Genomic DNA, 1365 nt, shown 5'->3' with positions numbered 1-1365 from the left:
CCGGCTGTGCCGTCGCAGGGCGGTCCTGGTGACACGGGGCAGTTCCCCGCCGTTCCGCCGCAGGGCGGTCCCGGTGACACCGGGCAGTTCCCCGCCGTCGGCGGCGGGCTCCAGCAGGGCGGTCCCGAACGCGGACGCCCGAACTTCGGCCGCACCGGCGAGTTCGCGGCACCGCCGCAGGACGGACGCGCCGGGTACGACCCGGGACAGACGGGCGAGTTCACGCGACCGAGCGACACCGCCCAGTTCCCTGCCGCGGCGCCGCAGCGCGGTCCCGGCGACACCGGCGCGTTCGCGAGGCCGGACGCCGGTGAGCGCAACGCCGAGCAGCAACGCCCGAGTTGGGCGGCCGGGCAGCAGGCCCCCACCGAAGACCTCCCGCGTGGCCACGACGAACACGAGGCCACCGGCGAGTACGCACAACCCGGTTTCACCGGGGCCTCAAGCGGCGGCGCCGCCGGTCCCGGCGGGACGGGGCAGTTCCCCGCGCTTCCCCAGCGGGGCGAGGAGAACGCGCCCCGACAACAGCAGCACCAGCAACAACAGGCGCACGCGGCACCGGAGTACGGCATACCCGCCGTTCCTCAGGCGCCTGACGACACCCCGACCCCCATCTTCGCTTCGATGGAGTCGAACTGGTTCCGCAGCGCGGGGCCGTCGGCGCGTGCCCCCTTCCCCCCACAGCAGACTCAGGCGCAGCAGCCACCAGCCCAGGCGCCGCAGCAGTCAGCGGACACCCCTCCGCGCTCGCCCCAGGCGCCCACCCCGCGCCCGGATCAGCCGGCATCCGCCGTACCCCCGCAGCGGCAGCCCGTTCAGGGCCCGCCGCAGGACGGCTCCGACACCGGTTCCCACTGGGGAGCCTCGCCGAACGACGAACGGTGGCGCCGTGCCGAACAGGTGCGCCAGCCGTCTGCCGGGGGAGTCACCACGTCGGGCCTGCCGCGGCGGGTGCCCCGTGCCAACCTGGTCGCGGGTACCGCCCAACAGCAGTCGTCCGCACAGCAGTCGGGACCACAGGTCTCGCGTGCGCCGGACGACGTACGCGGCCGGCTGACCAATCTCCGTCGCGGCATCCAGCAGGGCCGGCAGGCCGGCACGGATGGGCGCGACATTGGCCCCACTTACCAGCAGGAGCGTTAGTTGAGTCCGATGAGCCAGGCGGCGCAAAATCTGAACTGGTTGATCACCAACTTTGTGGAGAACACCCCAGGGGTGTCGCACACGGTGGTGGTCTCCGCCGACGGGCTTCTGCTTGCGATGTCCGAGGGCTTTCCGCGCGACCGTGCCGACCAACTGGCGGCGGTCGCTTCAGGATTGACCTCGCTCACCGCGGGCGCCTCCCGCATCTTCGAAGGCGGTGGT

The 1365-nt window shown here is 73.0% G+C and carries 1 protein-coding gene and 1 pseudogene; both read left to right on the top strand.

Going from position 1 to position 1365, the window contains the following annotated elements; translation table 11 throughout:
* Positions 1 to 1143, top strand: a pseudogene (locus UWG_RS31585) (histidine kinase); the annotation flags it as partial.
* On the top strand, positions 1144 to 1365 hold a 222-nt coding region (locus UWG_RS0125010), incomplete at its 3' end, for a roadblock/LC7 domain-containing protein (protein WP_162130091.1).

The sequence above is a fragment of the Streptomyces xiaopingdaonensis genome (genome assembly GCF_000262345.1).
GTDB classification, from domain to species: Bacteria; Actinomycetota; Actinomycetes; order Streptomycetales; family Streptomycetaceae; genus Streptomyces; species Streptomyces xiaopingdaonensis.
Note: the sequence above shows the minus strand (reverse complement) of the source record. Positions and strands in the feature narration are given on the sequence as shown.